The sequence below is a fragment of the Lysinibacillus sp. NPDC097195 genome (genome assembly GCF_044762075.1).
GTDB lineage: Bacteria > Bacillota > Bacilli > Bacillales_A > Planococcaceae > Lysinibacillus.
Window position 1 is genome coordinate 2,309,623 of the sequence record NZ_JBIWDP010000001.1, and the last position, 24,676, is coordinate 2,334,298.

Sequence of the window (24,676 nt, forward strand, 5' to 3'; positions counted from 1 at the left end):
CCAATTCCCCCTTATTTGACGTCATCATAGCTAAAGCTTTTTGACTCAATAATTTCCGAATCACGGATAATTTTATAAGCCGCTTCTTCACCTTCTACAATGACAAGTTGTATTTTGTATTGTTGGTCACTCGTAATCGTAAATTCATCAAAAGTTTTCACCATTGTATGATCTTTATCTTGAATTTCAATGCGTATTACTTGTTCAGCGCCTTCTTCTTTCGGTTCATATGGAATTAAAACATTTTTAACAAATGTTTTTACAGGCTTTTCAGCAGGTCCTTTACTTAAAACAACAGCTATTGTATCGCCTTCCATTAAGCTAGTACCTGGCTTTGGCGTTTGCGAAATAACACTACCTGCGGGAACGGTCTCATTAAACTCTTCGCGAACAGTACGCCATTTCAGCCCCACTCTTTTTACATAATCATCCATTTGCGCTTTTGTGTAATTCGTAACACTATCGACAGTAATCATTTTTACGCCTTGACTTATTGTAAACGTAATCGTTGCATCTTTGGCAACGACTTCTGTTCCTTGTGCTGGATCTTGCTCAATAATTTGACCTTCAGGCTGATTAGAATGCACATAATTTTTTTCAATTAACAACTTATCTTTTAACAAAGCTTCAACTTGATTAATTTGTTGCCCCGTGTAGTCATCGATTTTAATCTTTTCTAGACCAAGGCTGACAATTAACTCTATTTCAGTGCCTTTGACACGCTTGGCATCTTTTGCTGGGTCGGTCTCAATTACTTTACCCTCTTCAACATCCTCAGAATTGCGCTCCTCCTGTTGTTCTGCCACTACAAAGCCCGCTTCTTGCAATTTTGTCGTAGCCTCTTCAACGGTTAAATTCGTGACATCCGGCACCGCGATTTTTTTCGGACTAAATACATCGGCTGCAAATAAAATAAATAAGAATATGGCAATCAGGATTACCACGAGGGCTGCCACTATCGGCCATTTTTTCTTTTGTTTTTTAACCGGGGCCGGCTTTTCAGGTTTCTTCGCCTTCGCCTTCGCTTCCACTTTTGACTGTACGATTGGTTCCATGGCCCTTGTTTGCGTTAAATCCTCTTCTTGGCGTATCTGCTGTTCCTTGATAATCGGAATAGCTCTCGTCGCATCGTTATCGATTGGAATCGTAAACTTCGGTTCATTAATACGCGCGGAAGATAATACCGTATCTAAGTCTTCTTGCATTTCTTCTACAGTAGCATAACGATGAGATGCATCTTTAGCAGTTGCCTTTAGCACTACATTTTCTAAACTTTGCGGAATTGTTCCGTCAAATGCTCGAACAGATGGTGTCTCTGATTGCAAATGCTTCAGTGCGATTGAAACCGCTGATTCACCCGAAAACGGTAACTCCCCTGTTAATAATTCATATAACACAATGCCTAGTGCATAAATATCTGATTTATTTGTTGCTGTTCCACCACGCGCTTGTTCTGGTGATAAGTAATGGACAGTGCCAAGCACAGAGTTTGTTTGGGTAAACGATGTAGCACTAAGCGTCATCGCAATGCCAAAATCCGTGATTTTCACATTACCATCCGCATCCATTAAAATATTTTGCGGTTTAATGTCACGGTGAATAATATGATTGTCATGGGCATTAGCTATAGCTGACGTTAATTGCTTCATAATATGCACACTTCTCGCAGGAGAAATTGGTGCAAATTCTTGTATGTACTGCTTTAACGTCTTTCCTTGAACATATTCCATCACAATATAATGCAGATCTCCATCATCACCTACATCATATATACTCACAATATTCGGGTGTGTAAGGCTTGTAACTGACAGTGCCTCACGTTGAAAACGTCGATGTAATTCCTCCTCATTGGTAAAATCATAGCGCAATATTTTTATTGCTACGTCCCTATTTAAGATCATATCATGCGCCAAGTATACATTGGACATGCCTCCGCCACCAATGAGTTCTATAATTTTATAGCGGTCACTAATTCGTCTTCCTACAAGCATACTTACACCTCCTCATCTTGCCTTGTGAGTAACACGAGGGAGATATTGTCTTCCCCCCCGCTTGCATTTGCTAATTCCACAAGTTTTCGTCCTTTATCTTCAATTAAATCTGGATAGGTTATGATAGATGCCATTTCGTACACTGAAAGTTTATTACTTAAACCGTCAGAACAAATGAGTAAATACGATTCTGGCGCTAGCTCTACTTCATAAAAGTCTGGTTCAATTGTTTCCTCTGTACCAACAGCTTTTAAAATGAAATTTTTCTTCGGATGCGTTAACGCCTCCTCTTCACTAATTTCACCATTTTCAAGCAAAACATTAACGTATGAGTGATCTCTTGTTATTTGTTGTGCGCCATCATCAAAGAAATAATACACGCGACTATCACCAACATGTGCTATGAAGCAATGATTTCCTTCAATTAACACGGCAATAAACGTCGTCCCCATTCCTTTACAGTCTTCGTGTGATAAAGAATAGTCATATATATTTGTATTCAAATGCTTAACTGCTTGACGTAACCATTCTTTTTTTGATGTCATAGTTGCAAAATGATGTGCCTCAGCTTGTAAAAAAACAGTTTCCATTTGTTTCATTGCCATATCACTCGCTACATCGCCAGCATTATGACCACCCATGCCATCTGCTACAAGCGCTAGTGCAAGTCCATCTGGTCGTTTAAAAAATGCAGCACGGTCTTCATTAATTGCTCGTTTTAAACCAATATCACTTTCGACTGTGTATTTCACCACTGGTCACCTCGTTTCCTCAGATCTCTCTTTCGCACGTAATTGTCCGCATGCCGCATCAATATCAGAACCTTGCTCTCTGCGGATTGTTACGTTAATACCATTTTTCTTTAATGTTTTTTCAAACGCAAAAATTTTACTACGAGATGTACGAATATAATCACGTTCAGGTACGTAGTTTACAGGAATTAAGTTGACATGGCATTTAATTCCTTTAATTAAAGCAGAAAGTTCTTCAGCCACTTCAACAGAATCATTTTCACCGGACATTAAACCATACTCAAAACTAACACGGCGTCCAGTTTTTTTCGTATAGTAACGCACAGCTTCCATCAATTCTTCCAATTTGTATGCACGTGCAATTGGCATTAGTTTTTGACGTGCTTCTTGGTTTGGTGCATGCAATGATACAGCAAAGTTAATTTGTAGTTGCTCATCAGCGAATTGATAGATTTTAGGTACAATACCAGAAGTTGATACCGTAATATGACGTGCCCCAATGTTTAAACCTTTTTCATGGTTAATGACTTTTAGGAAGCTCATCATCGCATCATAGTTATCGAACGGTTCACCGATACCCATAATAACGATATGCGACACACGTTCATTTACTTCATCTAAAGCTTGTTGGACTTTGACAACTTGCTCTACAATTTCACCAGCCATTAAATGGCGCTTTAAACCACCTAATGTCGATGCACAGAATGTACAACCAATACGACAGCCCACTTGTGTTGTCACACATACGGAGTTGCCATATTCATGACGCATTAAAACTGTTTCAATGGAGTAACCATCTTGTAACTGGAATAAAAATTTAATCGTACCATCTTTTGATTCCTGTTTAATAATTGTTGACAATGTTGTTAAAGCAAAACTTGCCTCTAGCTTGTCTCGTAATGTTTTTGATAGGTTAGACATTTCTTCAAATGTTTTCACACGTTTATTGTATAACCAATCGAAAATTTGTGCAGCACGGAATGGCTTTTCACCATTTTCTTTTAACCATTCTTCTAACTGATGTGGTTGAAGTGAGTAAATTGATTCTTTTAAATTCGGCTTTTCTTTTTTTGCTCGTCGAACGGGCTTTTCCTCCGCTTCCTCGACTAAGTCATTAATACGTTCATTAAATTGCTCTTGATCCACCATTAGTTGGATTCTCCTTTTTTACGAAAGGCTGCGACGAAGAAACCATCACTGCCGAAGTCTTGTGGGAAGACTTGAAGCATGCCATTTGCCTGCTTTTCCGCTAATTTTGTTGGTAAAGATTCTAGTTGTATTGCTTCCATTTCTGGATGCTCTGTTAAGAAGGCCTCAACTGTACCTTCGTTTTCTTGTTTATCGACTGTACATGTACTGTACACTAGTTTGCCCTCTCTTTTCAGCACTTTCGTAGCTGCATCAAGTAGTGCTAACTGGATTTTTTGAAGATTTTCTAAATCCTCTTCGCGCTTTGTATATTTAATATCTGGTTTACGTCGCATAACCCCTAAACCGCTACATGGGGCATCGACTAACACAGCGTCAAACGATTCTTCTTGTAAAAAATCAGGCGCCTTACGTCCATCAATTGGAGCCGTTTCTACTATATCAAGTCCTAGACGTTCTGTATTATGGTCGATTAAATCTAATTTATGAGGATGTAAATCCGTTGCCAAAATGGAACCTTTATTGCCCATTTTTTCTGCTAAATGTGTTGTTTTACCACCTGGTGCTGCACACATATCTAAGACGCGCATCCCTGGAGAAGGATTCAACACATTGGCAGGAATCATCGAACTTTCATCCTGTATTGTAATGAGGCCATCTTTAAACGCTTTTGTGCGAGCAGGCTGACCATTTGTGACATGTAAACATTCAGGCATTATGTCACTTTGCTGTGCTGTTAAGCCTTCCGCTTGTAAGCTAGCAATCGCCTGTTCTGGCGTCGCCACGGTTGTATTGACACGCACTGTTTGTACCGGCGGCACATTATTTTCATGCAACATAGCTGTAGCCACTTCTATACCGTAATTATCGACAAAGCGTTCTACTAACCAATGTGGATGACTTGTTTCAATAGCAAGTCGCTCGATAGGATTTGCCAACTCTTCAACTGATCTTACGCCCTGACGTAAAATAGAACGCAAAATACCATTAACTGTTGAAGCGATTCCTTGATGTCCACGACGTTTTGCAATTTCTACTGCTTCATTCACAGCGGCATGCGGCGGAATGCGCGTTAAATAGTGCATTTGATATAATGATAAACGCAATAACCAGCGCACCCAATGATCTAGTTTACCACGAATAAATGGCTCTAAAAAGTAATCGAGGGTCATTTTATATTGTAACGTACCATACGTAATTTCTGTTAACAGTGCACGATCTTTCGCTTCAATTTTATGGCGTTTAATCGTTTCGTGTAACAGTAAATTACTATATGCTTGATTTTTATCTACTGCTAAAAGGATAGACAGTGCGGCATCTCGTACATTGCCATCCCAAATAACTACACTTTTTTTACTCATTTAAACTGGTCCCCGATCTGTAATTTTGAGCCTGTACCTCGTAAATAATCTTCTGCCGTCATGCGCTTCTTACCAGCAGGTTGAATGTCATATAGTGCAAGAGCTGTTCCATTGCCAGCTGCCACTTCAAAATGGTCTTTAGCAATGGCCACAACAGTACCAGGTGTCACATTATGTGTTGCTTGCCCAACTTGCGCCCACCAAATTTTAAAGTTTCCTTCTTCAAATGTTGTGTACGCCACTGGCCACGGATGAAGTCCTCGCACCTGATTGTATAAAGTCGTTGCATCCTTTGTCCAATCTATTCGCTCTTGTTCTCGCGAAATATTGCTCGCAAAGGTTACTTGCGTTTCATCTTGTACTGTACGGTTATTCGTTCCATTTATAATAGAAGGAAGCGTTTCTTTTAATAGGTCACAGCCGACAACACTTAGTTTATCAAAGAGGACACCTGTATGGTCATCCTCTTCGATGGCAATTGCCTTTTGAGAAATAATATCCCCTGCATCTAATTTCTCTGCCATGTACATGATCGTAACACCCGTCTCTTTTTCACCATCCATAATCGCTTGGTGAATTGGCGCACCTCCACGGTATTTCGGTAAAAGTGAGGCATGCACATTAATGCAGCCAAGCGGTGGCGCTTCAAGCAATTCTTTCGGCAAAATTTGACCAAAAGCTGCCGTTATAACGACATCCGGCTGTAAATCAAGTATTTGCTGTAATTCTTCAGAGCCACGTAGCTTTTCAGGTTGAATAACAGGCAAGCCTAATTCCAATGCCGCAGCTTTAACAGGTGGTGGTGTTAATACCCGCTTGCGTCCAACTGGGCGGTCCGGTTGGGTCACAACTGCTTTAATATCATAGCCCTCATTGTGTAGCATACGCAAAATCGGCGCTGAGAAATCAGGTGTTCCCATAAAAATAATTGACGTCATGTTATTCCTCCTCTTGTGCGTACAATTCTTCAAGCTCTTCTTCAGTCAAAATACGTTTGATTTTAGAATCAAATAAAATACCATCTAAATGATCAATTTCATGTAAAATTGCTCGCGCTTCAAAACCTCCTGCTTCAAGCTCATACACTCGCCCTTCACGGTCACATGCTTCAATTTTCACATAATCAGGACGTTCAACTTCTCCGTACAATCCAGGGAAGCTTAAACATCCTTCGATATCCACTTCTGCGCCATCTGTTTTAATAACAGTCGGGTTAATCATTTCTAAAATATCTCGTTCCTCGCCTAGCTCAACAATCGCCACGCGTAACCCAACATTTATTTGAGGTGCAGCAATTCCTACACCATCATATTCCACCATCGTGTCATATAAATCATCAAGTAATGCAATAATCTCTTCATTAATTTCAGTTACTTCTGCACATGGTGTAGATAATACTTTTGCTGGATGTTCGATTACTTTTTTTATCGCCATTTTTCGTTCCTCATTTCTATTATACAAGGCGCTCTTGCCTTGATTTTTATGTTCGGCAATTCGCCAGTTGAAGCATTTAGGCTATTATCAAGCTTGCTCGAGAAGCACCTAAACTTTTAACATTTTTATATCGTAGACGGGTCTAAATCGACCGTCATTAATATGCCCTGTTTTATCCATTCTGCTCGGTACATCGCAAGCAACCGTTGCAAGACAGGTATCAGATTTGGTTCAATTTTATATTTTATCAAACATTGATAGCGATATCTATTTTGGAGGCGACTAATACTAGCTACCGTTGGGCCGATTATCGATACTTGCTGTGATAAATTCCCTCTCAACCAATCTGCAGCACGTCCAGCATACTCCGCCGCCATCAACACATCTTCATGCGATACTTGGATAAGCGCAACGAAATAGTAAGGTGGATAGCCTGAACGACGGCGTAAAAACATTTCTCGTTCATAAAACGGCTCGTAATCTTGTACTTTAGCAAGTTCAATAGCATAATGTTCGGGTGTATACGTTTGAATAACGACCTCACCAGGCTTATCATGACGACCTGCTCTACCACTGACTTGTGTCAGCAACTGGAAAGTCCGCTCCGCTGCTCGGTAATCAGGTAAATGTAATGATGTGTCGGCACTCAGCACACCTACTAATGTAATATTAGGAAAATCAAGTCCCTTTGCAATCATTTGCGTACCGAGTAAAATATCTGCTTGTCCCTCACCAAATGCTTGCAAAATCTCTTCATGTGCCCCTTTGTGCTTGGTTGTGTCGACATCCATTCTAAGCACCCTAGCTTCTGGAAAAAGCTTAAAAATTTCTTCCTCGACTTTTTGCGTACCTGTGCCAAAATACCGAATATGTTCGCTTTGACATTGTGGGCAAATTTGCGGCACATGTTCTTCATAGCCACAGTAATGGCACTTCAACTTTTCTGTTGTGCGATGATACGTGAGTGAAATATCACAGTTCGGACATTGAACCACTGTTCCACAATCACGACATAAGACAAATGACGAATACCCTCTACGATTTAAAAATAACACCATCTGTTCTTGTCGTTCGAGGCGACTTCGTATGCCCTCTATAAGTAACTCAGAAAACATGGAGCGATTGCCTTTTTGCAACTCTTCACGCATATCGGCAACAAAGACAGTCGGCATTGCCTGATGCAAAGCGCGCTGCTTTAATGTGAGTAATGTATAAACACCCTTTTTTGCACGAGCATAAGACTCTAGCGCAGGTGTTGCACTCCCTAAAATGACAGGACATTGATAATATTGGCTGCGCCAAATCGCCACATCTCTCGCATGATAACGAGGAGAATCTTCCTGCTTATACGTTGATTCATGCTCCTCATCTAAAATGATAAGCCCTAAATTTGTAAAAGGTGCAAAAATGGCTGAACGAGCACCAACGACAACCCTTACTTTACCTTGCTGAATTTTGCGCCATTCATCATACTTCTCACCAACTGATAATCCACTATGCATGACCGCAACCATTTCACCAAAACGACTACGGAAACGCTCCGTCATTTGCGGCGTTAAAGAAATTTCCGGCACGAGCATAATTGCTTCTTTACCATCATTTAAAACTTTTTGAATTGCTTGCAAGTAAACTTCCGTTTTACCACTGCCTGTGACACCTTGCAATAGAAAAGTGGAAGCAGATTGTGTTTCAATAGAATGCGCAATGGCCTCTAAGGCAACTGCTTGCTCTGCTGTTAATTGTAAAGATTGTGTACGGGCAACCTCCTTTGTAAAAGGATCCCGATAAACTTCTTCTTGTATAAAACTAGCTGCTCCTTTATCAATCACTGCTTGTAAAACTGCAGCAGATACAGCTGTTTCTTTAAAAATTTGCTGTGGTGAAAAAATTTCACCTAAATGTGCAGCCATCCATTTAATTAAAGATCGTTGCTTCGCGGCTCTTGATGCCTCTTGCAAAGCATTGTTAAGTATTTGTACATCTTCGGCAATCTTGACCATTCGTACTTCTTTCACATTCCCTTGTTGCTTGACAACATTTTCAACTTTGACGATTTTCTCTGCAATCAGTTGTTTTAGTATTGGCAATAACCCAGCACGTTCAAATTCTTTAAAGTTCACCTGTTGACGTTTGCCAAAAATCTGCTGTACTTCGATTGGTAAAGTCGCTAGTTCATCTTGTACTTTCACCATTTTTTCATACTTTGCCCGCAGTGCAGAAGGAAGCATGACTTGTAACGCATCAATTTCATAACAAATGGTTTCATTTTTAAGCCACTTTGCTAGCTGCAACATTTCTTCTGTAAAAACAGGCTCAATATCTAAAATTTGCGCAATTGGCTTTATTTTATTTGTTGGAACATCTGTGGCATTTTTTAATCCAACAACATACCCTAGCACATTTCGTGGACCAAATGGCACTTTTACACGACAGCCTTTTTCAATCACTGCATACCACTCTTCGGGAACAGCATAATCAAATGAACGATCAACATGGTATGTTGCAACATCCACGATAATCTCTGCATATAAATTCATTGCGTCTCACCTTGTAATATATGCTGCCATACTACTCGCGCAAACTGTTGTGCATCTGAAACATCTACGAATTGCCCATTTACTTGTGCTGTATGACTAAAATCAATCCAGTCATCTGATAGCACTTGCAATAGCGGTTGACCAATAACGGACTGTCCAAATGTTACTGCAGACGTTCCTTCAATAGATATAATTGGCGCATTGTCAATTGTCGGGATAGTTGCCGCATGAAGCAGTAATGCTTGTGGATATTGCTTTGTTAAGCGCTCTAGTTCTGCTAACATATCATTTGCATCAGATTCTCCATCTAAAAGAATGACATGTGCGCCCAGCGCTTGGGCTTCTTTAGCTAATGCTTGTCCAATTCGACCATTTGCCTTTGAACTTATAATATGTTGATTATCTAACGGCACTGTCCAGGCACCGGCTGTTATTAGCACTGTTTTACCTGTTAATGGCTTTGCGGGTGCTGAAAAATAATCGAGCACAATAGCTGTAATTTTTTCAGGTTCCTCTAAACGCCCTTTACCAACATAACCACATGCTAAAAAGCCTTCTGACGGTTCAATAAATTGATAGCCATCTGCCGCAAGTTGTGCCAAGTTGCGCTTAACTGCTGGATGCTCATACATATGAACATTCATCGCTGGCGCAAGCCAAACTGGTGCAGTAGTAGCTAGCAAAGTCGTCGTTACCATATCATCCGCAATACCATTGGCGAGTTTACCAATAACATTAGCGGTTGCCGGTGCCACTAAAATTAAATCTGCCCAATCTGCTAAATCAATATGGGCAATGACATTTGAATCTTTCTCATCAAATGTATCGTAATAGACATCATTTTTGGACATGACTTGAAAGCTTAACGGATTAACAAACTGGCGCGCCGACGCTGTCATGATGACCTTCACCTGGAAACCCGCCTGTGAGAGCTTACTTACTAGCGCCACAGCTTTATAAACCGCGATACCACCTGAAACACAAAGTAAAATATTTTTATTCATCTACAATGTCGTCCTTTCAAACGATAAGCTCCCAAAGGATTATTCCTCGGGAGCTCTCGGCATTTTTGTATAATCAAAAAATCACTGCAGATTTTAACATTAAGCTTGGCAAAAACGTTTTTACCAGCAATGTTAGATTAGATTTCGTCTTCGTATACAGCTGACTCATCTTGTGATACTTTCGTCAGCACACCTGCTGCTACCTCTTCAAGTGCTTTTCCTACGTATTTATAGGAAACGTATTTGTGTAGGCGTTCAGTACCTTCTACTTCTTGCATTTGGCGCGCACGTTTTGACGCTAAACTTACTAAAGAATATTTAGAATCGATTTCTTTTTTTAAGGCATCTACTGATGGGTATAACATTGATTTATTCTCCTCTCAACATTGACAAATATCTTTTTTCAACACGTTCTCTTCGACAATGCTCGGCTTTAATAATCGCATTAATGCGATCACAAGCATTTGTCACTTCATCATTTTCTACAACATAATCGTATAAGCTCATCATTTCAAGCTCTTCACTTGCAGTCGCGATACGCTTCGCAATAACATCCGCTGTTTCTGTCCCACGACCAACTAAACGATCTTTTAATTCCGTTAAACTTGGAGGGGCTAAGAAAATAAATAAGGCATCCGGTGCTTTTTCACGAATTTGCGCTGCGCCTTGAACTTCAATCTCTAAAAAAACATCACGACCAGCATCAAGTGTTTCATTTACATAGGTTATCGGCGTGCCGTAGTAATTCCCTACAAATTCAGCGTGTTCTAATAAGCCACCTTGTTCAATTAACGTCTCAAACTCTTCACGTGTCTTGAAAAAATAGTCTACACCATCTACTTCACCTTCGCGAGGATTTCGTGTTGTCATTGAGATGGAATACTCATAATTCGTATTCGGTTGAGAAAATAATTCTTTTCGCACTGTCCCTTTACCTACACCAGACGGGCCCGACAGAACAATTAATAATCCACGTTCTTTTATCATTTATCCTCTATATCTCCCTTAATTTATAACAGATGCAAGCAGGTTATTCGATATTTTGAACTTGCTCACGCATCTTTTCTAAAATTGTTTTTGCCTGTACTACAGCAACGGCTGCTTCTGTCGATTGATTTTTTGAACCGATCGTATTAATTTCGCGATGGATTTCCTGCATTAAAAAGTCCAATTTACGTCCAATTGAAACCGTCTCTCGTAACGTTTCTTCCAGTTGGTTAAAATGACTATCTAAACGATCTAACTCTTCTGTTATATCCACTCGTTCTGCAAAAATCGCTACTTCTGCGAGTAAACGATCTTCCAACAGCGCTCCACCTGCAATTTCTGCAATTCGTTCTACTAAACGTGCACGATATTTTTCAACAGCCAGTGAAGAATTCGAGCGAATATGATTCACTTGTTCCTTCAACTGTTCTTTATATTGTACAACAACATCTTGCAATTCTTGCCCTTCACGCTCACGCATTTGAATCAACTGCCCAGTAGCTTCTGTTACCGCATGTTCTACAGCTCCAAGTAAATCCTCTGGTGTTAGCTGCGGCTTTTCTTGTACTAATGCTTGTTCTAGGGCTAGTAGCTCCTGCATCGTCCATTTTTCTTCTAGTGGTACTTTACTTGCTAATTGCTCTTTTGCCTTACGATACGCTTCAATTAATGACCAATTAATTTCAATAGATTGCTCGACATTTTCTAAATCTTTTACATAGACCATCACATCAATTTTGCCACGAGACAAAGCTTGCGAAATCAATTTCTTTGCAAAAATTTCTGCTTCAAGCCATTCTTTCGGAAACTTTGCATGTATTTCTAAAAATCGATGGTTGACCGAGCGAATTTCTACGGTTAACTGAAAGTCTCTTGTTGTTGTGACACCTCTGCCAAAACCAGTCATACTACGCACCAAGGTTCGTCACACCTTTCTTTGCATACTGGGATTATTATAACATAAGCTTTGTCATTTATGACGTCTCTCCATAAAAAATTCGATAGTGCAAAAATTAATTCTACCACATCTGAAGCTATATTTTAATATTCACCTAAAAAATGCTATGATAAACATACAAAAAATGCATTCATGCGTAACTTGGCTGCTATAGACACTTATTATAAGGAAGAATCTCACTTTTTTTAACCGTTTAAGCAGGTCAGATAAGCGCAAGAATGCAAGGCATACGAATACACAATGATGCAAGATATCATTGGAAAGAGGAATTAAAATGGCATTTGATGGCTTATTTACTTATTCAATGACAACAGACCTGCAACAACTAGTGACAGGTCGTATTACGAAAATACATCAACCTAACGCGCAAGAGGTTGTCTTACAAGTGCGTGCAAATGGTGGCAATCATAAATTATTATTTTCTATCCACCCTTCCTATGCGCGTGTACATCTTACAGAGCAAACAATTGAAAATCCTGCAGAACCACCGATGTTTTGCATGCTCTTACGTAAGCATTTAGAAGGCGGTTTTATCGCTTCTATCAAACAGCATAATTTAGATCGCATTATTATAGTAGAAATTCATAGTAAAAATGAAATTGGTGATCCAATTGTGCGCGAATTACACGCTGAAATTATGGGTCGCCATAGTAACTTACTGTTAATTGATAAGGAACAACAAAAAATTATCGACAGTTTAAAACATTTATCACCATCGATGAATAGTTTCCGTACAATATTACCTGGACAGCCCTATATTGCCCCACCTGCACAAAATAAATGGCAACCGTTAACGGTCACTGATGACCAGCTAACAGCCTTTTTCTCTGAGCCAAAAACAGCAAAAGACATTGTTGGGCAGTTTGTTGGCTTTTCTCCTTTACATGCAGAGGAACTATTATTCCGCTTAACAACTGCAACAAATAAAGTAGCATGCTTTAAAGACTTTATGGCAGCCTTTCGTGATGGCGGGTCAGAGCCGATGTATGTATTGGCGAACAATAAAACGTATTTCTCTCCTATTGCGTTGAACCATTTACAAGGAGAGAAAACGGTTTATCCCAATGTCCACGAGCTATTAGACCGCGTATTTTTTGCCCGCGCAGAGCGAGATCGTGTGAAGCAACAAGCAGGAGATTTAGAACGCTGGCTTCAAAATGAAATCGATAAGCTGTCACTTAAAATGAAGAAGTTGACGAAAGACTATGAGCGCGCATCTAAATTGGATCAGTTCCAATTATATGGCGAACTATTGATGGCCAATATTTACGCTTTCGAAAAAGGCGTAAAGGAAGTAACCGTAACAAATTACTACAGTGAATCAGCAGAACAAGTTACGATTCCTGTTAGTGAACGTAAAACACCTATTGAAAATGCGCAAAGCTATTACACGAAATATACAAAGGCAAAAAATGCCTTGATTATGGTACAAGAACAACTAGAAAAAACAAAAGAAGAAATCACTTATTTCGAAATGTTAGCGCAACAAGTTCAGCAAGCGTCGCCAGGTGATATTGAGGAAATTCGTGAAGAATTAGCAGAACAAGGCTATTTAAAACTACGTCACGCCAAGAAAAAGAAAAAACAACTCAAACCTGAGCCTGAACGTTATATTTCTTCTACTGGAACACCTATATCTGTCGGCAAAAATAATAAACAAAATGATATGCTGACATTTAAAATTGCGAAACGTACGGATATTTGGCTACATACGAAAGATATCCCAGGCTCACATGTAGTCATTCACACGAATGAGCCCGATGATACGACATTGCGAGAAGCAGCTACGCTTGCCGCCTATTTCTCAAAAGCGCGTGATTCTTCATCTGTACCAGTAGACTATACAGAAATACGACAAGTAAAAAAACCAAATGGGGCTAAACCTGGATTTGTTATTTACTTCGAACAAAAAACATTGTTCATCGATCCAGACGAAACTGTCATTTTACAGTTAAAGAAGCAGTCTTAAATATGGGATAACGTCGAATAAGTGTTAGATTGATTGTAATCAATCTAACACTTTTTTGCACTGTCGTTGATGTTTGCTACGGTGGATGCTTTCCGCTCAGAACCGTAAGCCGCAGCCCTCGCTAACGCGCGGCTTGTTGCGTCTTACAACGCGTGCGTTCCCGCAGAATTCACCGCCCCCTCTACCATCAACTAGCGTTCTTTCCTATCATTATATTTGCCCTCTCCCCAATCCTAGCATCTTGCATTTTTAAAGGTACTCCCGGTAATCCGTACTATTTAACGGTAAAAATCTGCACAAAATTCAATTTCTACAGGCAATGTTCCCTATGGTATGATTGAAAGATTTTCAGCATGAATATTCTGAACTGTTTTTCGTCCCGTTATTGACTTCTTTCCTCCACGATGTCTTAATTTAACTATAAAAAACTTTATAGCAATTCAGAAAGGGCGTATCTACTATGTCTGTTGGCAAAAAATTAAGCTTCGGCTTTTTCTCGATTATCTTCACCTTATTTATTTCTTTACTCATTTTATTTATGCAGTTTTCTAAAATTGAAAGCAAGGTTGAAGACGCCCTAGAAAACCGCGTCTCCTTAGTTGAACTATCGGACAGCATTCAATACGAATTGGCGATGCAAGGTCTTTTTATTCGCGCGATGTTTATCGAAGATACAGCGAATAATAAAGAACAGTTTGAAAAATATGCAGCATTGCTCGATACGCATGTCGAAGAAATTACACAAAAAGCCGATTCACCTGAAATGATGGAATATGCTAAAGAGCTTAATACATATAACGACGCTTTCAATAAAGCTGCTGATAGTGTGTTAGCTTTACATAATGAAGGGAAAACAGAACAAGCTTTACAAAAAGTAAATGGTGATGCACAGCAAGCGAATAGAGGCTTATCTGAAGTCGCTGGTAAGGTTGTAGAGTATCAAAAGAACCAACTAGATATCATTACAAAAGAATCAAAACAAGCAGTAAAAAATTCACAAATTATTTCTTTGATTGCTATTATTATCGGTGTAACACTCGGCGTATTCCTAATGTATTATGTACAACGCAAAATTACACGTCCTTTAAAATCCGTTGTAGCCGCTGCCAACAATATTGCGAACGGTGAATTATATCATCAAGATATTACTAATGACGCCAAAGATGAAATTGGACAACTTGCACTATCCTTTAATACGATGAAAAGCAATTTGCGTAATCTCATGACACATATTCAAGATAACGCCGAACATTTAACAGGCGCAGCCGAGGAGCTAACCGCCTCTACTCAAGAAGTTTCAGCAACAACAGACGAAGTGACATCGCGCATTAATGAAACAGCTTCAACTGCCGCAACCGCAACTATTGCAGCAAAAGAAAGTGCCGCTGCTATGGATGAAACGGCTACAGGGGTACAACGTATCGCTGAGGCGACACAGCACCTTCACCACAGTGCTGTTGCTACATCAGAAACAGCTAACAGTGGTAACAATATAATAGAAGAAGCACAGCAACAAATGAACGTCATCAATGATTCAACACAACTGATTAATACACTCGTTCAAAAGCTAAGTAAACAATCTGTTGAAATTAGCAATATTACAGAAGTCATTACGAATATTACAGAACAAACGAATTTATTGGCATTAAATGCCGCTATCGAAGCAGCTCGGGCTGGTGAACATGGAAAAGGCTTTGCAGTCGTAGCAGATGAAGTGCGCAAGCTAGCCGAAGAATCAAAACAGTCAGCCAACCAAATTGTCGCGCTAACGCAGGAGATCCAACAAGATACAAAAAATGTAGAAAAGGCAGTAGTCGATGGTCTTCATTCTGTCACAGATGGTGTCAAAATGATTGGAGATGCAGGTGTTGCTTTTGAATCAATCGTCACAGCCATCACGACGATGACCGATCAAATCGAAGATATTTCGGCAACTTCAGAAGAAATATCTGCAAGTGCTGAGCAAGTAGCAGCATCTGTTGCGGAAATTGCCTTCGGTGCATCTGCAAGTGCTGACAATACAAAGATTATCGCTGAAGCGATGAAAGAACAAGCTGCTACAATGCAACAAGTCAATTTAGTAGCAACCGATTTAAGCGAGAAATCTTTAGATCTACAAAATCAAATTCTGCAATTTAAGTTATAACAGGTACTATAACACTCTAAGCAAACTCAGTAACATAAAGAGTTGCTTAGAGTGTTATCATTTGCACTAAATAATAGAAAGAATCCATACAAACAAATCCCCTATGCTAAGAAATCATATTTATACAAAACATACGATAGACATGCAATTATTCGAAAAAAATGAAAAGTAGAGCGATTCAAAAACTTCGTCCATTTGATGCACATACCACTTTTCTAATCACTCTTCAGCGAATAAAAGTGCAAAATGAATTATTTTGAAAAAATATTCACTTGCAATTTCGCCTTAAATTACTGCCATTAACCCTACTAAAACATATCTATTTTCATACAATTTTTCTCTCCATTTCCCTTTTTTTCTCTCTTAAAGCTAAATACTAGATAAATACAAAACAAAATTTTTATATATCATTTATAGATAGTATTAATCATATTTTCAGATTAGAAATTACAAGAAATTTCCTAATAAAAAAACATATTCACTTAGTTTTACGATGATTTTCTACAAAACTATGTAAATTTCTTAATGTAGAACAACCATGACTTTTGAATCATTTTTTATAATGAGATAATATTATCAAAAAAATAGGAATTTTCCGTATAGTAAATCATTTATTTGATTTTGTTTCATTTTTGATATTTTTAGCTGTTTTAAATCAAATTCTCATTATTTAAATACTTTTACACACTAAAGTGATAGACCAAAGAAAATTATTATTCTTGTAAATGTCAGATAATACTATATAAATTTGAATCTTTTTTATTTTGTGCACAATGATTTTTTTGGTATATTAAATAGGAGCTTCACAAAAGGCTTAAAAATTGTATAAGGGGGATTCACATGAATAAGAACAAAAAGTTTTTATTACTAACAGTCCTTGCAGTATTTTCACTAGTACTTGCTGCATGTGGCTTCGGTGGAGATTCGTCTGATAATTCAAAAGACGGCAATAAAGATTCTGGTTCTTCAGAAACGGCTTCTTCAAAAGAGCTGAACGTAGTTATACCTTCTGAACCACCATCTTTACATCCACAACTTGCAACAGATTCTACATCTAGCGCAATCTTAATTAACGTATTTGAAGGTCTAACTCGTTTAGACGCTGATGGACAACCACAAGCAGCTATGGCTGAGAAATGGGATGTAAGTGAAGATGGTTTAACTTACACGTTCCACTTACGTGATGCAAAATGGACAAACGGAGATCCAGTAGTTGCTGGCGACTTCGAATATGCTTGGAAATGGGCTTTAAATCCAGATAACTTATCTGAATACGCTTCTGTATTCTACCCAATCAAAGGTGCTGAAGCATACAACAATGCTCAAGGTACAGTTGAAGAAGTAGGTATTAAAGCAGAAGACGAAAAAACATTAGTTGTTACATTAACAAACCCAACAGCTTACTTCTTAGAATTAACTGCATTCAAAACGTACCTTCCAATCAACCAAAAAGTTGTTGAAGGTAAAGAAGATTGGTACGCAGAAGCTGGTGAAAACTTCGTTACAAACGGACCTTTCACTTTAGATACTTGGAAACATAGTGATTCTATCGTTCTTAAGAAAAACGACGGTTACTGGGATGCTGCAAATGTAGCTCTAAATACAGTAAACATCGGTATGGTTGAAAACGAAGCAACAGCTGTAACAATGTTCAAAAATGGAGAAATCGATTACTTAGGTTCTCCTTACCAAACTGTAGCACTTGATGCTATTGATGGCTTCAAAGCTGATGGCTCTTTAAATATTAATGACTATGCAGCAATCTACTGGTACAAATTCAATGTAACAGACAAAATTACTGGCAACGCTAACATCCGTAAAGCGTTAACATTAGCAATTGATCGTCAAGGTTTAATTGACAACGTTACTAAAGGTGAACAAAAACCTGCATTAGGTATGGTTCCTTCTGCAATCAGTGGTTTTGAAGAAGACCGCGGTTACTACAAAGATAACGATATCGAAGGTGCTAAAGCAGCACTTGAAGCAGGTATGAAAGAACTTGGAATTAAAGATCCAAAAGATGTTAAAGTAAATGTTTCATTCAATACAAGTGAAGCACACGCTTCTATCGCTCAATACATCCAAGAAGGATGGGCAAAAAATCTTGGTATTACTGTAAGTCTTGATAACTCTGAATGGCAAGTTTACTTAGAGAAACTGAACGTTCTTGACTATCAAGTTGGTCGTATGGGCTGGATTGCAGACTATAACGATCCTTACACATTCTTAGAAATGTATGATACTGCTAAAAACGGTAACAACGATACTGGTTGGGAAAATCCGAAATACAAAGAATTGTTAAAACAATCAGTTTCAGAAGTAGATACAGCTAAACGCCTTGAGCAATTAAAAGAAGCTGAAGCTATCGCAGTTTCAGAATTCCCAGTTGCGCCAATCTACTACTACACTAACCTTTACGTAGAACAAAAGTATGTTAAAAACATGTCACCAGATCGTCTTGGTAACATCCAACTTAAAAACGTTGATTTAGACGCTAAAGAATCTAAATAATATTTTTTAAGCTCTACAACGAAGAGCTGCCTCGTGGCCACTTCGGCTCGAGTCAGCTCTTTTTAAAATACGAAGGCATTTATTTGTCAGAAAATTGACAAATAGAAGGAGGAGTTTTATGTGATTAAATATATTTTGAAAAGGCTGATGTATATACTTCTCGCGCTTTTCGTCATCGTAACGGCTACGTTTTTCTTAATGCGTCTTGCTCCAGGAAGTCCTTTTGCAAGTGAACGTAATTTCCCTCCTCAAATTGAGGAAAAGTTAAACGAAACGTATGGATTAAATAACCCTTGGTATATTCAGTATAAAGATTATTTAATCGATACGGCCTCATTTAATTTCGGTGAGTCTATGAAGTATAAAGCGCGTTCTACAAATGATATGATTAATGAGAGCTTCCCAGTTTCGTTAACACTTGGGATTGAAGCTATGCTACTGGCGGTCGGATTCGGTGTATTAATAGGCGTAGTTTCAGCGCTTTATCACAATAAGTGGCCGGATTATTTGGCAACGTCCATTGCGGTGCTTGGTATTTCAGTACCATCCTTTATTTTGGCAGGCTTAATGCAGTATTTCTTAGCTTATAAAGCGGGCTGGTTCCCGGTTAGTGGCTGGAAGGGCTTCATTTATAGTGTCTTACCTGCCATGGCGATTGCATTCTCCCATATGGGCTTTATCGCGAAACTAACACGTTCTAGTATGCTTGAGCAAAACAGCAGTGATTATGTAAAAATGGCACGTGCAAAAGGAATTGGCAAATGGACAGTTGTGTTCCGCCATACTTTACGTAACGCCCTTCTACCAGTTATCACTTACCTTGGTCCATTAACAGCTGGTGTTGTAACAGGTAGTTTCATCGTTGAAAATATTTTCGCTATCCCTGGTCTAGGTAAACACTTTGTACAAAGTATTACAAACCGTGATTATACAGTTATCATGGGCACAACAGTGTTCTATTCAATTATCCTTTTATTTGCGGTATTAATTGTCGATATTCTTTATAGCTTTATTGATCCGCGAATTAAGTTGAAGGGAGCGAAAAATTAATGACGCAAAAACCGATTAACAAAGAGATGTTTAAAATTGTCGGTGGAAATCATGACGCGAATGAAAAATTAGCCGATAAATCCGTTTCCTTCTGGAAGGAAGTATTTTTACGTTTTTCACATAATAAAATGGCGATTTTTGGTTTAATCACGTTAATCATCATTATTATAATGGCAATTTTCGTACCGATGTTTTCTCAATATAAGTATAGCGATCAACTTGGTGTGTTTAACTCACCTCCTTCAGCTGATTTCTGGTTTGGTACAGATGATTTAGGTCGTGATATATTCGTTCGTATTTGGGCGGGTGCTCGTATTTCCCTATTTATCGGGATTACAGCAGCGATTATTGACTTAATTATCGGCGTACTTTGGGGAAGTATTTCAGGTTTAGCTGGTGGTCGTGTTGATAATATTATGATGCGTATTGCCGACGTTTTAACAGCCGTTCCTTACCTATTAGTTGTAATCGTATTATTAGTCGTATTACAACCAGGTTTATTCCCGATGATTATCGCCCTTTCGATTACAGGTTGGATTAACATGGCTCGTATCGTACGTGGTGAAGTATTATCGATTAAAAATCAAGAATATGTCCTTGCTGCACGTACGTTAGGTGCTAGCACATGGCATTTAATTTTAAAACATTTAATTCCAAATGCACTTGGTGCAATTTTAGTAACAATGACTCTAACAATTCCGTCTGCTATTTTCACAGAGTCATTCTTAAGTTATCTTGGACTGGGTGTCCCTGCTCCTCAAGCTTCTTGGGGTACAATGGCATCTGACGGAAATAAGGCAATTGCCGATTATCCTTGGCGCTTAATTTTCCCAGCGGTATTTATCTCGCTAACAATCTTTGCATTTAACGCTGTTGGTGATGGCTTACGTGATGCACTAGATCCAAAACTACGTAAATAAGGAGGTGGCCGAAATGAGTAAAACAATTTTAGAAGTAAAAGATTTAAAAATTAACTTTAAAACATATGCAGGGCTTGTCCATGCTGTTCGTGGTGTAAACTTCGATTTAAAAGAAGGCGAAACACTAGCAATCGTGGGTGAATCTGGTTCTGGTAAGAGTGTTACGAGTAACGCTTTAATGAAATTAATTCCACAGCCACCTGGTATTTATGAGTCAGGACAAATTTTATTTAACGGCCGTGATTTAGTTCCGTTAAGTGATAAAGAAATGGCAAAAGTACGCGGGAATGAAATCGCCATGATTTTCCAAGATCCGATGACAAGTTTGAATCCAACGATGAAGGTCGGACGTCAAATAACTGAAGTAATTTTGCAACATAAGAAAGTATCTAAAGCTGAAGCGAAAAAACGCGCAATCGAGCTTTTAACGCAGGTAGGTATTCCTTTCCCTGAAAAACGTTACAACCAATACCCACATGAATTTTCAGGCGGGATGCGTCAACGTGTTGTAATCGCGATTGCACTTGCTGCTGATCCAAAGCTGCTGATTGCCGATGAGCCAACAACAGCGTTAGACGTAACAATTCAAGCGCAAATTTTAGAATTAATGAAAGAAATCCAAAAAAGTTCGAAAACATCTATCATTTTCATTACCCACGACTTAGGTGTTGTGGCGAACGTTGCTGACCGTGTAGCAGTTATGTATGCTGGTCAAATCGTTGAATATGGTACGGTTAATGATATTTTCTATAATCCAAAACACCCTTATACATGGGGATTACTAGGCTCTATGCCGGATTTAGATAGTAACGAGGACGAGCTATTACGTACGATTCCTGGTTCACCGCCAGATCTTACAAACCCTCCAAAGGGTGATGCATTTGCTGCTCGAAATGAATTTGCCATGGCGATTGATTATGAACAAGAGCCACCGATGTTCCAAGTAAGCGAAACACATTTTGCAAAAACTTGGTTATTACATCCTGACGCGCCAAAAATTCCACTTCCAGATGCGGTAGCTAAACGTATTGAGGGCTTTGTAGCGAAGGAGGCAGAATTCAATGACTAAAACGGGTGCAAAAAAAATTCTTGAAATTAAAAACGTAAAACAATATTTCGGTTCACCAAGCAACCCTATTAAAGCTGTTGATGGTATTAGCTTTGATGTCTATGAAGGTGAAACACTTGGCCTTGTTGGTGAATCAGGCTGTGGTAAATCGACGACTGGTCGCTCAATCATCCGCCTATACGATATTACTGATGGTGAAATTATTTTCGATGGTGAAAATGTCCATGGTAAAAAATCAAAAAGCGAGTTAAAGAAATTTAACCGTCAAATGCAAATGATTTTCCAAGATCCATACGCATCATTAAACCCTCGTATGACAGCTGGGGAAATTATTGCAGAAGCATTTGATATTCATGGCTTACACAAAGATAAGAAAGTACGTCGTGAAAAAATCAACCAATTGCTTGAAGCTGTGGGATTAAACAAAGAGCACGCAAATCGCTATGCCCATGAATTCTCAGGTGGTCAACGTCAACGTATCGGTATCGCTCGTGCACTAAGCTTAGATCCTAAGTTTATCATTGCCGACGAACCAATCTCAGCACTTGACGTTTCGATTCAAGCGCAAGTTGTAAACTTATTAAAACAACTGCAAAAAGAACGTGGTTTAACGTACCTTTTCATTGCCCATGACCTTTCGATGGTAAAATACATCAGTGATCGTATTGCTGTTATGTACCGTGGTAAAATTTTGGAGATTGGGAAAGCAGATGATATTTATAATCATCCTGTTCACCCTTATACAAAATCATTATTATCAGCAATTCCGCTTCCAGATCCAATGTCTGAAAAGCGTCGTCAACGTATTCCATACAAACATACGGAAGTTGATGAAAGCGCCACATATCATGAAGTTGGCGACCAACATTATGTCTATGGTACTGCTGATCTTGTGAAAACTTGGGTTGCCACTAAATAATATATGATCCATCCATTGCAAATATGCATTGGATGGATCTTTTTTATACTCCCACTTCTATACTATCGCTCGAAATTGAAATAAATACTATATTTACCATTATACACTTATTTTATCGGTTCTTCAGCTATCAGCTCTAAATCTTGAATCTCCGTACCTGTTTCACGATCGATATTATAGCTTTTCACTCTGTTATTGACTGCAATAATTGAGGTACGGAAATACATTGGAATGATCATTGCCTTGTCAGCCATATATTCTTGCCATTTGCGGAATGCTTGTGCACGATATGCTTGATCGAGCGCTTCTTCTGAGTCAATATCATTTAACAAATTTGTTAAATCATCCGATACGTAGCGACTAAAGTTAAAAGCTGCCCCTTTGCCATACAAGCCCACCGGTGATGGATTTGTCCCTGTACTCCACGCAGCCATATATATGTCAATTTCAGGATCATCTGCTTGTACTTTATCGTAGAAGTTATTAAATTCAATTAAACGCCCTGTCGTTAATTGGACATCTAAACCAACATCTTTCCAGTTTTGACGATAGTACTCAACGATAGCTTCATCTGTATCAGAGCCTGACATCGCTGCTAAACGAATAGTAAATTTATTGCCGTCCTTATCTTCACGAATACCATCACCATCTATATCTTTATAGCCTGCTGTATCTAATAATTGTCTCGCCTTTTCTGGATCATAGTGGTAGCCCTCAAGCGTGTCATCATAATATGTTTTAAATGCTGGTGGAATTAAAGAATTGGCACGTACGCGCAACCCTTGATAAAATTTATCTGTTACACTTTCAATATCCATTGCATACGCTATTGCCTTACGTAATTGGATATCATTCATTTTTGCATTTTCATCATAAATGTTTTCACCCTTTTCTTGATCGTATTTCCCTAATTTAAAGCCAAGGTAGCTGTAAGACAACTCAGGGCGCCCTAATATCGCAATATTTGATAAATTTTTAATACTATCATATTGTGTAGCAGGGAATGAAACAATATCAAATTGCCCTGCCTTCACTGCTTCACCTACGGCTGAAGTTGACACTACTTGAACAATTACCTTATCAATTTTTGGTTTGCCTTTAAAATAGTTCTCATTTGCCACAAACTGCACGGACTCTCCGTTGACAATATTGTCAAACTTAAATGGTCCAAGTGTAATCGGATTTTTACGTACGGCATCGGACGAAATCAGATCTTTTATAGCAATCGATTCGAGTTGATGCTTTGGTGCTGCAGAGCTCCATAAGCCATCCCCTCCGGAATAAATAGCAGGTGATATTTTCTTTAACGAAATTTCAATCGACTTATCATCGATCTTTTTAATACCGGAAATCGTATCGGCTTTGCCATCATGGTATTCTTCTGCTCCCACAATATTTTTAAAGTCATCATTATAACGCACACCTTCATAGTCTGGATGACCAATAATTTCATACGGATAGATTAAATCCTCCGCCGTTAATGGTGTGCCATCTGACCATTTCACATCACCTTGAATCGTAATTGTCACTTTTTTATTGTCCGTATCGACATCTAATTTTGCTATCCCTTCATCAGTTAGTAAAAAGTCGCCATCTACCTCAAATAGACCATTTGAAGCATAACCTGCAATCGAACTATCCGTGGCATCTTCAGTGAGCTCAGCAAGGAAAATGCCTTTAAAAGGTGAATCTGCAACAAGCCCTACATGTAATGTCCCCCCTTCAATAGCTTCCCCTTCATTTGTTACTTCTGTCGGTAGCAAACTTGTATCTACTTTATTGTCTTCTGTTTCGGTAGGTTTATCATTGCCTCCCTCAGAGTTTTTTGCCTGCTCATTATTCGTACTACTGCAAGCAGCTAATAGCAACATGATGGCCAACGTCACGACAGTTATCAACCATTTTTTTGTCATTGTTAT

General features: G+C 38.8%; 19 protein-coding genes. 7 read left to right on the plus strand and 12 right to left on the minus strand.

Annotated features, from left to right (window positions below; genetic code table 11):
• Positions 1 to 11 precede the first annotated feature (11 nt).
• The 11 genes from pknB to ACIQXI_RS12025 all read right to left on the minus strand — a co-directional run bounded on the left by pknB (position 12) and on the right by ACIQXI_RS12025 (position 12,134).
• Entirely contained in the window at positions 12 to 1,991 is a 1,980-nt protein-coding gene (gene pknB, locus ACIQXI_RS11975) for a Stk1 family PASTA domain-containing Ser/Thr kinase (RefSeq protein WP_402924920.1), read from the minus strand.
• 2 nt (positions 1,992 to 1,993) lie between these two features.
• Positions 1,994 to 2,743: a Stp1/IreP family PP2C-type Ser/Thr phosphatase gene (locus ACIQXI_RS11980; RefSeq protein ID WP_402925759.1), complete on the minus strand. Its 750-nt coding sequence runs from the start codon at positions 2,741 to 2,743 to the stop codon at positions 1,994 to 1,996.
• A 6-nt stretch (positions 2,744 to 2,749) separates the two neighbouring features.
• Complete coding sequence (gene rlmN / locus ACIQXI_RS11985) at positions 2,750 to 3,892, minus strand: dual-specificity RNA methyltransferase RlmN (RefSeq protein WP_402924923.1); 1,143 nt, start codon at positions 3,890 to 3,892, stop codon at positions 2,750 to 2,752.
• Positions 3,892 to 5,253, minus strand: a complete 1,362-nt coding sequence (gene rsmB / locus ACIQXI_RS11990) for a 16S rRNA (cytosine(967)-C(5))-methyltransferase RsmB (protein ID WP_402924926.1) — start codon at positions 5,251 to 5,253, stop codon at positions 3,892 to 3,894. The genes rlmN and rsmB overlap by 1 nt, the downstream gene beginning before the upstream one ends.
• Entirely contained in the window at positions 5,250 to 6,191 is a 942-nt protein-coding gene (gene fmt, locus ACIQXI_RS11995) for a methionyl-tRNA formyltransferase (protein ID WP_402924929.1), read from the minus strand. Before fmt ends, rsmB begins: the two co-directional genes overlap by 4 nt.
• Position 6,192: 1 nt before the next feature.
• The gene (gene def, locus ACIQXI_RS12000; RefSeq protein WP_402924932.1) at positions 6,193 to 6,687 is read right to left on the minus strand and encodes a peptide deformylase; all 495 of its coding nucleotides are present in this window, start codon (positions 6,685 to 6,687) and stop codon (positions 6,193 to 6,195) included.
• A 125-nt stretch (positions 6,688 to 6,812) separates the two neighbouring features.
• Positions 6,813 to 9,224 (minus strand): primosomal protein N', encoded by a 2,412-nt coding sequence (gene priA, locus ACIQXI_RS12005; protein WP_402924935.1) that lies wholly within the window; start codon positions 9,222 to 9,224, stop codon positions 6,813 to 6,815.
• Positions 9,221 to 10,228: a bifunctional phosphopantothenoylcysteine decarboxylase/phosphopantothenate--cysteine ligase CoaBC gene (gene coaBC / locus ACIQXI_RS12010; protein ID WP_402924938.1), complete on the minus strand. Its 1,008-nt coding sequence runs from the start codon at positions 10,226 to 10,228 to the stop codon at positions 9,221 to 9,223. Before coaBC ends, priA begins: the two co-directional genes overlap by 4 nt.
• Positions 10,229 to 10,365: 137 nt before the next feature.
• Positions 10,366 to 10,593 carry a DNA-directed RNA polymerase subunit omega gene (rpoZ, locus tag ACIQXI_RS12015; protein ID WP_024362090.1) on the minus strand — a complete coding sequence of 76 codons (228 nt, stop codon included), beginning with the start codon at positions 10,591 to 10,593 and terminating at the stop codon, positions 10,366 to 10,368.
• 4 nt (positions 10,594 to 10,597) lie between these two features.
• Complete coding sequence (gene gmk / locus ACIQXI_RS12020) at positions 10,598 to 11,215, minus strand: guanylate kinase (RefSeq protein WP_402924941.1); 618 nt, start codon at positions 11,213 to 11,215, stop codon at positions 10,598 to 10,600.
• 43 nt (positions 11,216 to 11,258) lie between these two features.
• A complete protein-coding gene (locus ACIQXI_RS12025; protein ID WP_402924944.1) occupies positions 11,259 to 12,134 on the minus strand; it encodes a YicC/YloC family endoribonuclease in 876 nt (291 codons plus the stop codon).
• Positions 12,135 to 12,447: 313 nt separating this feature from the next.
• On the opposite strand from ACIQXI_RS12025, the gene ACIQXI_RS12030 reads away from it, so the two are divergent.
• The 7 genes from ACIQXI_RS12030 (at position 12,448) to ACIQXI_RS12060 (ending at position 22,757) form a co-directional block, all read left to right on the plus strand.
• Entirely contained in the window at positions 12,448 to 14,142 is a 1,695-nt protein-coding gene (locus tag ACIQXI_RS12030; RefSeq protein WP_402924946.1) for an Rqc2 family fibronectin-binding protein, read from the plus strand.
• A gap of 460 nt (positions 14,143 to 14,602) precedes the next feature.
• A complete protein-coding gene (locus ACIQXI_RS12035; protein WP_402924948.1) occupies positions 14,603 to 16,288 on the plus strand; it encodes a methyl-accepting chemotaxis protein in 1,686 nt (561 codons plus the stop codon).
• Between the two features lie 840 nt (positions 16,289 to 17,128).
• Entirely contained in the window at positions 17,129 to 18,799 is a 1,671-nt protein-coding gene (locus tag ACIQXI_RS12040; protein WP_402924950.1) for a peptide ABC transporter substrate-binding protein, read from the plus strand.
• A gap of 120 nt (positions 18,800 to 18,919) precedes the next feature.
• The gene (locus ACIQXI_RS12045; RefSeq protein WP_402924953.1) at positions 18,920 to 19,849 is read left to right on the plus strand and encodes an ABC transporter permease; all 930 of its coding nucleotides are present in this window, start codon (positions 18,920 to 18,922) and stop codon (positions 19,847 to 19,849) included.
• On the plus strand, positions 19,849 to 20,769 hold the full coding sequence (locus ACIQXI_RS12050) for an ABC transporter permease (protein ID WP_402924956.1): 921 nt from the start codon (positions 19,849 to 19,851) through the stop codon (positions 20,767 to 20,769). Before ACIQXI_RS12045 ends, ACIQXI_RS12050 begins: the two co-directional genes overlap by 1 nt.
• Positions 20,770 to 20,782: 13 nt before the next feature.
• Positions 20,783 to 21,838: an ABC transporter ATP-binding protein gene (locus tag ACIQXI_RS12055; RefSeq protein WP_402924958.1), complete on the plus strand. Its 1,056-nt coding sequence runs from the start codon at positions 20,783 to 20,785 to the stop codon at positions 21,836 to 21,838.
• Complete coding sequence (locus ACIQXI_RS12060; RefSeq protein ID WP_402924961.1) at positions 21,831 to 22,757, plus strand: ABC transporter ATP-binding protein; 927 nt, start codon at positions 21,831 to 21,833, stop codon at positions 22,755 to 22,757. The genes ACIQXI_RS12055 and ACIQXI_RS12060 overlap by 8 nt, the downstream gene beginning before the upstream one ends.
• A 107-nt stretch (positions 22,758 to 22,864) precedes the next feature.
• Here ACIQXI_RS12060 and opp4A read toward each other — a convergent pair whose 3' ends face one another.
• Positions 22,865 to 24,670 carry an oligopeptide ABC transporter substrate-binding protein gene (gene opp4A / locus ACIQXI_RS12065; protein ID WP_402924963.1) on the minus strand — a complete coding sequence of 602 codons (1,806 nt, stop codon included), beginning with the start codon at positions 24,668 to 24,670 and terminating at the stop codon, positions 22,865 to 22,867.
• Between the last annotated feature and the right edge of the window lie 6 nt (positions 24,671 to 24,676).

Excerpts from the sequence above, each read along its gene's own strand:
- ACIQXI_RS12055 (WP_402924958.1), top strand. The coding sequence starts at position 20,783 with ATGAGTAAAACAATTTTAGAAGTAAAAGATTTAAAAATTAACTTTAAA.
- ACIQXI_RS12060 (WP_402924961.1), top strand. The coding sequence starts at position 21,831 with ATGACTAAAACGGGTGCAAAAAAAATTCTTGAAATTAAAAACGTAAAA.
- priA (WP_402924935.1), bottom strand. The coding sequence starts at position 9,224 with ATGAATTTATATGCAGAGATTATCGTGGATGTTGCAACATACCATGTT.
- ACIQXI_RS12040 (WP_402924950.1), top strand. The coding sequence starts at position 17,129 with ATGAATAAGAACAAAAAGTTTTTATTACTAACAGTCCTTGCAGTATTT.
- gmk (WP_402924941.1), bottom strand. The coding sequence starts at position 11,215 with ATGATAAAAGAACGTGGATTATTAATTGTTCTGTCGGGCCCGTCTGGT.
- ACIQXI_RS12035 (WP_402924948.1), top strand. The coding sequence starts at position 14,603 with ATGTCTGTTGGCAAAAAATTAAGCTTCGGCTTTTTCTCGATTATCTTC.
- ACIQXI_RS12050 (WP_402924956.1), top strand. The coding sequence starts at position 19,849 with ATGACGCAAAAACCGATTAACAAAGAGATGTTTAAAATTGTCGGTGGA.
- opp4A (WP_402924963.1), bottom strand. The coding sequence starts at position 24,670 with ATGACAAAAAAATGGTTGATAACTGTCGTGACGTTGGCCATCATGTTG.
- rsmB (WP_402924926.1), bottom strand. The coding sequence starts at position 5,253 with ATGAGTAAAAAAAGTGTAGTTATTTGGGATGGCAATGTACGAGATGCC.
- def (WP_402924932.1), bottom strand. The coding sequence starts at position 6,687 with ATGGCGATAAAAAAAGTAATCGAACATCCAGCAAAAGTATTATCTACA.
- pknB (WP_402924920.1), bottom strand. The coding sequence starts at position 1,991 with ATGCTTGTAGGAAGACGAATTAGTGACCGCTATAAAATTATAGAACTC.
- ACIQXI_RS12030 (WP_402924946.1), top strand. The coding sequence starts at position 12,448 with ATGGCATTTGATGGCTTATTTACTTATTCAATGACAACAGACCTGCAA.
- coaBC (WP_402924938.1), bottom strand. The coding sequence starts at position 10,228 with ATGAATAAAAATATTTTACTTTGTGTTTCAGGTGGTATCGCGGTTTAT.
- fmt (WP_402924929.1), bottom strand. The coding sequence starts at position 6,191 with ATGACGTCAATTATTTTTATGGGAACACCTGATTTCTCAGCGCCGATT.
- rpoZ (WP_024362090.1), bottom strand. The coding sequence starts at position 10,593 with ATGTTATACCCATCAGTAGATGCCTTAAAAAAAGAAATCGATTCTAAA.
- rlmN (WP_402924923.1), bottom strand. The coding sequence starts at position 3,892 with ATGGTGGATCAAGAGCAATTTAATGAACGTATTAATGACTTAGTCGAG.